8 protein-coding genes and 2 pseudogenes are annotated in these 8,676 nt (G+C 66.5%); 4 read left to right on the top strand and 6 right to left on the bottom strand.

The features are described from left to right. The 4 genes from EP26_RS26205 to EP26_RS32525 form a co-directional block, all read left to right on the top strand. Positions 1 to 266 (top strand): transposase (locus EP26_RS26205; RefSeq protein ID WP_043343214.1); only part of this gene is annotated, 266 nt, incomplete at its 5' end. 174 nt (positions 267 to 440) lie between these two features. Next, the gene (locus EP26_RS26200) at positions 441 to 1,151 is read left to right on the top strand and encodes an IS6 family transposase (protein WP_043343212.1); all 711 of its coding nucleotides are present in this window, start codon (positions 441 to 443) and stop codon (positions 1,149 to 1,151) included. Between the two features lie 397 nt (positions 1,152 to 1,548). Then, positions 1,549 to 1,776 (top strand): hypothetical protein, encoded by a 228-nt coding sequence (locus EP26_RS26195; protein WP_043343210.1) that lies wholly within the window; start codon positions 1,549 to 1,551, stop codon positions 1,774 to 1,776. Positions 1,777 to 1,788: 12 nt separating this feature from the next. Further along, the gene (locus tag EP26_RS32525) at positions 1,789 to 4,371 is read left to right on the top strand and encodes an MHYT domain-containing protein (RefSeq protein ID WP_052389706.1); all 2,583 of its coding nucleotides are present in this window, start codon (positions 1,789 to 1,791) and stop codon (positions 4,369 to 4,371) included. Positions 4,372 to 4,664: 293 nt separating this feature from the next. Here EP26_RS32525 and EP26_RS37765 read toward each other — a convergent pair. The 6 genes and pseudogenes from EP26_RS37765 to EP26_RS39035 form a co-directional block, all read right to left on the bottom strand. Then, a pseudogene (locus EP26_RS37765) lies at positions 4,665 to 4,997 on the bottom strand (transposase); the annotation flags it as partial. 72 nt (positions 4,998 to 5,069) lie between these two features. Continuing rightward, a pseudogene (locus tag EP26_RS38715) lies at positions 5,070 to 5,183 on the bottom strand (transposase); the annotation flags it as partial. A gap of 6 nt (positions 5,184 to 5,189) precedes the next feature. Continuing rightward, the gene (locus EP26_RS26180; RefSeq protein ID WP_043343208.1) at positions 5,190 to 5,738 is read right to left on the bottom strand and encodes a DUF4337 domain-containing protein; all 549 of its coding nucleotides are present in this window, start codon (positions 5,736 to 5,738) and stop codon (positions 5,190 to 5,192) included. Between the two features lie 181 nt (positions 5,739 to 5,919). Then, positions 5,920 to 7,146 (bottom strand): organoarsenical effux MFS transporter ArsJ, encoded by a 1,227-nt coding sequence (gene arsJ / locus EP26_RS26175; RefSeq protein WP_157033802.1) that lies wholly within the window; start codon positions 7,144 to 7,146, stop codon positions 5,920 to 5,922. After that, on the bottom strand, positions 7,146 to 8,189 hold the full coding sequence (locus EP26_RS26170; RefSeq protein WP_043343204.1) for an ArsJ-associated glyceraldehyde-3-phosphate dehydrogenase: 1,044 nt from the start codon (positions 8,187 to 8,189) through the stop codon (positions 7,146 to 7,148). Before EP26_RS26170 ends, arsJ begins: the two co-directional genes overlap by 1 nt. 1 nt (position 8,190) lies before the next feature. Further along, positions 8,191 to 8,676 (bottom strand): arsenate reductase/protein-tyrosine-phosphatase family protein (locus EP26_RS39035; protein WP_043343220.1); only part of this gene is annotated, 486 nt, incomplete at its 5' end.

Genomic DNA, 8,676 nt, shown 5'->3' with positions numbered 1-8,676 from the left:
TTGGCGACCGCGGCTTTGCCTCTGACGCCTTCCGCGAGCGCATCTGGGACATGGGCGCGCGACCTGCGATCCCGCCCCGGCGCACCGATGCCGAGGTCGCCTGTCCGGACTGGATCTACGCCAACCGTCGCTTGGTCGAGAACCTTTGGGCACGTCTGAAAGAGTGGCGAGCGGTCGCTACTCGCTACGAGAAGACCGCACGCTCCTTCCTCGGCGTGCTCTGCCTCGCCGCCACCGCAGACTGGATCAAAGTCATCAAGCTCTAACAGGCCTTAGGAGAACGCGCCCGATGCCAAATGGTCAGATAACATCCATAGCGGATCAACAATAAGCCTGTTCCGGAGACTTGCCCGCGCCGTGTTGCCGACAAATGCTGTGCGAAGGCATTGCCAAGTTGGTGGTCTCTGTCCGGAATGAAGCGGCTGAGCCAAGCTGGGCTGATGACGCCCGAGCCCGCCACCTACCCCGGATACCGCTTCCCCGCCGAGATCATCAGCCACGCCATATGGCTTTATCATGTCTTCAGCCTCAGCCTGCGGGACGTCGAGCTGATCCTGGCCGAGCGGGGAATTACGGTCACCCACGAGAGTATCCGGCAGTGGGGCCTGAGGTTCGGGTCCGACGTCGCCCGGAAGCTGCGTCGGCGCCGGCCGAAGCCCGGCGACACCTGGCATCTCGATGAGGTCTTCCTGCGGATCAACGGTGTGCTGCACTACCTCTGGCGCGCGGTAGATCAGCACGGGGTCGTGCTCGACATCTTTGTGCAGGGACGGCGGAACGCGACCGCAGCGAAGCGCTTCTTCAAGCGTCTGCTGGCTGGCCTCAAATACAAACCGAAGCGCATCGTCACGGATGGCCTGCGCAGCTACGGTGTGGCGAAGCGCGAGATCTTGCCCGACGTGCGGCACCGGACCAGCCGATACCTCAACAATCGTGCTGAGAACTCACATCGCCCGACCCGGCGCCGGGAGCGGCAGATGCAGCGGTTCAAATCACCCGGGCAAGCCCAGCGGTTCTTATCAGCGCACAGCATGATCTACGGCCATTTCCACCCGCGGCGGCACTTGATGACAGCGACACATTACCGCTGTGCCCGCGCCGAGGCATTTCGGGTCTGGCGGCAGGAGACCTGCGCCCAGACGGCTGTGTGACAACTCAAGCGCTCACGCCATGCGGCCCAGCGCGACCATCGAGCAAATAAGATGGCAGTGCCCTTCCGCACCACTGCCGGCGGTCCGGTATCGGTTGCGACTGCACTCTCCGCCTCGCTCATGGTCCCCCTGCCCGCCCCCGGTCAGGCCTGAATTCTGGCGGTTTCCCGCGATTGCGGCAAGCTCCTACTCACTTGCGGTAAGGGAGACTTATCGCAAATGAGCCTGGAAATTGCTGGACCACCTCCGCCACCATTGTCTGTCGGGCGGATCTGGTTGGCTATCATTCCAGAATCGAATTCAGTGCGGCCGACATCACGCCTCGCGCATTCGCGAGTATCTGGATGCAACCACTCTGCAATACACGACCACTCCGACTCACGCAGGAGATGTAGTCGTGCGCACGCCCATAACCTTGCGGCTGAACGCCGACCTCCTCGCCTCTGCCCGTGTGGAGGCTCAGCGAGACAGCCGGACACTGACTAATTTCATTGAGGTTGCCCTGAAGAAGCATCTGGGTCAGATCGGAGCAACAGAGCTCAGCGCTGCTCCCGGCGAGCCCTCGTCCGCGGTGGCCAACGTGGTTGGTGGCACGGTCGACAACCCCGAAGAAGACCTCCGCTGAAGGAGTGATCCCGTGCTGACCGGAAGCCATAATTGGCCCCTGGTGGTTCTTTCCATCGCGGTTGCCATTGCGGCTGCGTTCACGGCACTCGACCTGGCCGGACGGATGCAGGCCTCCGTCGGCTGGGCGCGCCGCGTCTGGCTAGCCGCCGCCGCGCTCGCCATGGGGGGCGGCATCTGGTCCATGCACTTCGTTGGCATGCTGGCCTTCAGCTTGCCCCTGCCGATGGACTACGACCCTGGTCTGACGGTGCTGTCACTGATGATGGCCGTCCTGTTCACCGGGCTCGGCTTCACCGTCCTCGGGCGTGGAGGTGGCCCGCTGGCTGCCGTTATCTCAGGCGGCCTGCTGATGGGCGCTGGGGTCGCCGCCATGCACTACACCGGCATGGCCGCGATGCGGATGCCTGCCGATCTGCACTATGATGGCGTCCTGGTCGTCGGCTCGGTCCTGATCGCTGTCGGCGCGGCGACCGTCGCCCTGTGGCTCGCGCGCCGTAACACCGCGCTGCCGGAGCGCATGACGGCCGCGGTTGCCATGGGCCTGGCGGTCGCGGGCATGCACTATACCGGGATGGCAGCCGTGACGTGGATCCCGCGTGACAGTGCAGTCGGAGCGGGCGGGCATAACCATGGCAGCCTCGATCATGTGGGCTTGGCGCTCGGGGTCGCAGCGGCCACGTTCCTCATCCTGCTGCTTGGGCTCGTTGCTGCCCTATACGACCGGCGCTTCGCGGCGCTGGCTGAACGCGAGGCTTGGATCGCCTTGCGCGAGAGTGAGGCGCGCCTGAACCTCGTTGCCGAATCCGGCGGCATCGGGATATGGGAGTGGGATCCAGCGGCGAACATCACCGTCCACTCCGCCTCGTGGAGCCGCCTGCATGGCCTGTCCCCCGAGGCGCCCGCGCACAGCTGGGAGGATTGGCTCGCCCGCCTGCACCCGGACGATCGGTCCGATGCTGATAGCGCAGCGCGTGCCGGTCTCGCTGCCGGAACTTATGCAGATGAATACCGGGTTGTTCATGCCGACGGAGAGGTGCGCTGGATTGCCAACCGCGGCGTCGTCCTCCGTGGACTGACGGGGCGGCCGGCACGCTTCATTGGCGTAGCTGTTGACATTACCGAGCGGCACCGTGCCGAGACGGCCTTGGCCGAGAGCGCGGCGCGGCAGCGTGACCTGTTGGCCACGCTGGACCTGGGCGCCTTCATGATCCGTGACCTCGACGGCATGATCTGCTTCTGGTCGGAGGGGTGTGCCGGCCTCTATGGCTGGACGGCAGCCGAGGCGATTGGGCAGAGCGCTCATGAGCTGCTGCAGACCGTGTTTCCAGTACCGCGTAGCGAAGTCGAGGCAGCCCTCGAGCGCAACGGGCAGTGGACGGGCGACCTTCGTCATCGCACGCGGGATGGCAGGGAAATAGTCGTTACCGCGCATAAGCTGCTTCGCCACGATGCCGAGGGCCAGCCGGCAACCGTCCTGGAAGCCCTAACGGACGTAACCGAGCGGAAGCGGGCAGAAGAGCTGCGCCTGCTGCTGGCCAGGGAGGTGGACCATCGCGCCAAGAATGCGCTGGCGGTGGTCCTCTCCTTGTTGCGGCTGACGCCGCGCGCTGACGCGGCACTATTCGCGGCCTCGATCGAGGGCCGGGTTGCGGCGATGGCCCGGGCGCACTCGCTGTTGGCAACTGAGGGTTGGCGCGGTGCTGACCTCCGTGCCCTGGCCCAGGGCGAGCTGGCGACCCATCCCGGACGGATTTCGATTGCGGGTTCGCCGGTGAGCCTCCGCGCCGAGGCGGTGCAGCCAGTGGCCATGCTGCTGCACGAGCTGGCCACCAACGCGGCGAAGTACGGCGCTCTCAGGTCGGCGCAGGGTTCGATCTCGCTGACCTGGGAGGGCAAGGATGGCGACCTGCACCTCCTCTGGGAGGAGCGTGGTGGACCGCCCCTCGAGCGACCTCCGGCGCGCCTCGGCTTTGGTTCGCGGCTCATGGATTTGCTCGCTCGCCAACAGCTCGGGGGATCGCTCGTCGTCAACTGGGCTTCAGCGGGTATCTCCTGCAGCATCAGCGTCGCATCTCGATTTGTGGCGTCGGCGGCACCAGCGCCTACGCTGGCGCATACCTCCCGCGGTGACGTCGAGGCGCGGACAATGGGCCAGCAAGCGGAGCCGTTTGTAAGGCCGCCTTTGCAAGCCAACGAACGGCCACGCGTGCTCGTGGTCGAGGACGAGCCACTCCTGGCGGCCGAACTGGAACACATCCTGTCCAACTTTGGCTGTGAGGTGGTAGGCCCTGCCCAGAACCTGGCCGAGGCCGTGCGGCTGGCCCTAGCCACTCGGGACCTCGCGGCTGGCGTGCTGGACGTGAACCTTGGAAACGGCGAGGTGGCGTTCACGGCCATGGATTTGCTGGAAACCCGCGGAGTGCCCTACATCATTGCGACCGGCTACGGCAGTGCGTTCTCGCTCGAGGGGCGCGACCGTGGTGCCGTCTCGGTGCTGCACAAGCCCTACCCGCAGGAGGCTCTGCTGGACGCGATCCATGCTGCTGTGGGCCAACGCCCACGCTCGACGCCAGCGAGCGACGAGGTCTGCTGAGACGGCTCGTTCGAGAGGCAAGCCCCTCCGAGACGCCCGGCTGACGAAACAACTGCCTTCGAATGTGACGCCGTTGGTACACCCTGCCAAAACGCTCCGTCACCGTTCCCGGCTTGGTGCTCGGGTCGATGCAGCCGTCAGCGGTCGCGCGCACCCTATAGCTCGTCACCGTGGCTAGGCGCGCCGGTCCTTGCTGCCCACCAGATTCGTGCAGGCAGTTCGGCAGCAACAATGACGGTGCGAGGTAGCGGGCCGTGCGGGATGATCTACAGCTGCCGTCCAGCGAAGCTGCAGCTGCGCCGGCTCAAGGTCGTGTGGTCCGGGACGCGCAGCGTTTGCCCAAGCAGCCGAAGCGTGCCGACCTCGAAACCCTCGGCCTGGCGCAGAGTGAGACGGAACACGAGCCGTAGCATCAACACCAACTCGATCCGCCGCATCCGAGTGCCAGGCTTGGCCGCCAGGGGTGGTCCGCCGTGGCGCCTACCATTGCGCGATGGCGGCCTCATCAAGCCAGAGCGTCAGGTCGCCACGGCGCCGCAGCCCAGCCTCGTAGGCTCGCCAGTTCTGGACCCGGTACCGGACCCTCGGGATACGGTGGCGACGGGCGCATTGTGTTTGTACGGCATACCGGAGAGCGTAACGGCGGAGTTGCAGCCGTGCCACATACCGCAATGCCCAGCCCCTCGCTGCACCAACGCCGGTTGGTAGCGAAGCCAGAGCCAGGCAAGCTCGACCACCTCTGTTCGCAGCCGACGATTACCGGCCTTCGTGATACCCTGCTCCCATTCAATGCCGCCGCTGGCGAAGGGCGTGCCGATTCAGGCCAAGCCGAGGAAGGTGGCCAGAGACAGGAGCGCCCCGGCGCCGCCGAGGGCCGCGCCCACCCAGACCAGCATGGACATACCGGTGATGATGGCCGCGGACGCCATGACGATGCCGACCTGCAGGAGGGCCGACGCCGCGTCGAAGCGGCCATCGAGGCGCATCGCCTCGTCCCTCTCTTCCTCGGCCCGCTTGGCCCGCAACATCAGCTCGCGTCGGCCCTCGTTAGTCTCCGGCTCGGTCTCCCAGCGATCGATGTTGGCCCGCCACCGCTCGAGCATACGCTCGACGTCAGCCTCGCGGCCGGGGCGCGGCGCCATCAACGGCAGCAGGTCGGACAGGCCGCGGAGCGTCGTCTGGCGCACGGTCTTCGCCTGGAAGAACGACCAGAGGTTGGCGCTCTCGACGTTCTTCAGCTGCGCCTCCGTCTTGGCGTCGTCGCCGGCCACCTCAGTGAGCGCGAGGGCCAGGGCAAGGGCAGCGATCAGCAGCGCGACCTTCCTGTTGCTCTTGGCTTCCTCGACGGCTTCGGCGGCGTTGACCATGGTTCCACACTCCCAGCGATGAGGTGCGCCTCATACCCGCATCCGCCGCGGAGCGGCAGGGAGAGGCCTCACTACGATGGAACAATGCGCGCCCAAGTACGGATAGCGGCTCCCAGCCAATCAATGGCTCTCATCGAGATGTCGCACCCGGCGTGGCAGCGCTGGCCGGATCGACGCTCGATCAGACTGGTACCCTGCGTTCTTGGGCTTGCACGGGCAGCATGAAGGTCAGCGCCATGCAGGCCGCCAGCATCGCCGCCGAACCCCATAGGCATGCCTGAAGGCCACCCCACTGGGTCAGGATGCCGGACAGCAGGATGCCGAACAGGCGTCCTCCCGCATTGGCGGCGTAATAGAAACCGACGTCCTCGGCCGCCTTCTCCGAGCCTGCGTAAGCCAGGATCAGGTAGCTGTGGAGGGACGAGTTGACCGCGAAGGCGAAGCCGAACACCGCCAGGCCGACGACTACAACGACATCAATGCGCGCGGCGCTGCCAGTGGCCAGCAGGAGGGCGATCGCGGCTGGGATCGCGGTCAGGGCCGCGGCCCAGAACCGCGCCTCGGGAACCTCCCGTGAGAGCCCATCGTCGCTGCGACGGACAACCGCCGGTGCCAGGGCCTGCACGCCGCCGTAGCCAATGGTCCAGGCGGCGAGGAAGGTCGAGACCCCAACGTAGTGCCAGCCCTGGCTGTAGAGGAACACCGGCAGGCCGACGACGAACCAGACGTCACGGGAGCCGAACATGAAGATCCGGGCGCCAGCCAGCAGGTTCACGCCCCGGCTCTTCGCCATGAGCTCCTTGAAGCTTTTCGATGCCTTGGCCTTGCCGAGTTCCCGGGGCAGCGACAGCAGCACGCCTGCCAGGACGGCAGCCAGCAGTGCCACCAACAACCAGAGCGCCGGACGGAACCCAACGAACTGGAGCATGGCGCCGCCCACAAAAAAGCCGAAGCCCTTCATGGCGTTCTTCGAGCCGGTGAACCAAGCCACCCACCGGAATAGCTGACCGGCGCCCTGCTGCGCGGTCGCCTTGATGGCGGACTTCGAGGCGGTCTTGGTCAAGTCCTTGGCCACCCCGGAGATGCCCTGCGCCGCGACCACCCAGGCGACCGACATGGCCGCGCCCCAGTCTGGATCCAGCGCTGACAGCATGAGGAGCCCACAGATTTGCAGGCTCAGGCCGATCGAGAGCATGCGGGGAATGCCGAAGCGAGCCGCCAGCCAGCCCCCACCGAAATTGGCGAAGATGCCTGCCGCCTCGTAGAGCAGGAACAGGAAGGCCAGCGTGAACGGCGTGTAGCCGAGCCGGTAGAAGTGCAGCAGCACCAGCATCCGCAGCGCCCCGTCCGTGAGGGTGAACCCCCAGTAGGCGCCGGTCACGACGAGGTAGTTGCGGACGCCGGACATCATACCCCCCGTTCGATGACGATGTTGGCCAAGTCCACCATCCGGCAGGCGTAGCCCATCTCGTTGTCGTACCAGGCGTAGACCTTCAGCAGGGTGCCGTCGGTCACCATGGTGCTCGGCCCGTCCACGATGGCGCTGCGGGTGTCGTTTGCGTAGTCGGCCGAGACGAGCGGTCGCGTCTCGAAGCCGAGGATGCCTGCGAGCGGTCCCGCCGCCGCCGTGTGGAACAGCTCGTTGACCTCGGCCTCGGTGGTTTCGCGCTGCATCTCGAAGACGGCGTCCGTCAGCGAGGCGTTCAGCACCGGCGCCCGGACGGCATGGCCGTTCAAGCGACCCTTGAGCTCGGGGTAGATGAGCGAGATGGCAGTGGCGCTGCCGGTCGTCGTCGGCTGGAGGGACAGCATGGTTGAGCGGGCCCGGCGCAGATCCTTGTGCGGGGCGTCCACGACCACGTTGGTGTTCGTCGGGTCGTGGATCGTGGTGATCTGGCCGTGCCGGATGCCGATGGCCTCGTGGACCACTTTCACCACCGGGGCGAGGCAGTTCGTGGTGCAGGAAGCAGCGGTCAGCAATCGGTGCTTCCTCGGGTTGTAACTGTCGTCATTGACGCCGACCACCACGTTCAAGGCGGAGCCGTCCTTGACTGGCGCCGCCACGATGACGCGCTTCACGCCACGGTCGAGATAGCCCTGGAGCTGCTCCTGCTTGAGGAACTTGCCCGTGCATTCCAGGACGATGTCGCAGCCCAGGTCGCCCCAGGGCACCTCGGCCGGGGCGGCTTCCGCGCTGAACCCGATGCGCCGGTTACCGATGGTGATGGCGCGGTCGTCCTCCGCTCCGATCCGCTCGCGCCAGCGGCCGTGGATGCTGTCGAACTCGAGGAGGTGGGCGGTGGCCTCGGCGCCGCCCTTGAGTTCGTTCACGTGGACGACGTCAAGCCGGTTGCCCGCGCGCGGATCTTCGTTCTCCCGGAATACGCCGCCCAGGGCAGCGCGGAGCGCCAGCCTGCCGATGCGGCCCATGCCGTTGATGCCGACGCGCATCTCAGCGGCCCCCGTCGAGGGAGACGGGAGCCTCGCCGAGGTCGTTCAGCCGGTGCCGCAGGGACATCCGGTCCAGCGAGGTGATGGGCAGGCTGGTGAAGATGCCTATGCGGCGGTGCAGGCCTGCGTAGAGCTCGTTCAGCAGCAGCGCCCGTTCGGTGGTCCCTCCGGCGAACTGGGCGGGCCCTGGAAGCGGCCAGGAGGCCGTCACGGCGTGCTCGCCGAAGTCCGGGCAGTGCTGGCCGCGCAGGATGTCGCAGAGGGCGATGACGAAATCCATGCGTGGCGCCTCGCCGTGCGTGAATTCGTTCCAGGACTTGCAGCGCAGGCCGGAGACGTCATGCCCCAGAGCCTGGAGCTTCTCGACAACCTCGGGCATGGGCCGCGGCGCCGGATCCGACCCGGCCGAGTAGGCCCGGAACCGGTCCCCTCCCACCTTGTCCAGGATGGCCTCGGCCATCAGGGAGCGCGCGGAGTTGCGCGTGCA

This window comes from Belnapia moabensis DSM 16746 (assembly GCF_000745835.1).
Classification (GTDB): domain Bacteria; phylum Pseudomonadota; class Alphaproteobacteria; order Acetobacterales; family Acetobacteraceae; genus Belnapia; species Belnapia moabensis.
The sequence above is the reverse complement of the archived record's forward strand: the minus strand, read 5'-3'. Positions and strand labels throughout refer to the sequence as shown.

Coding starts and splice junctions, on each gene's coding strand:
- EP26_RS26180 (WP_043343208.1), bottom strand. CDS start 5,738: ATGGTCAACGCCGCCGAAGCCGTCGAGGAAGCCAAGAGCAACAGGAAG.
- EP26_RS26170 (WP_043343204.1), bottom strand. CDS start 8,189: ATGCGCGTCGGCATCAACGGCATGGGCCGCATCGGCAGGCTGGCGCTC.
- arsJ (WP_157033802.1), bottom strand. CDS start 7,146: ATGTCCGGCGTCCGCAACTACCTCGTCGTGACCGGCGCCTACTGGGGG.
- EP26_RS26200 (WP_043343212.1), top strand. CDS start 441: ATGACGCCCGAGCCCGCCACCTACCCCGGATACCGCTTCCCCGCCGAG.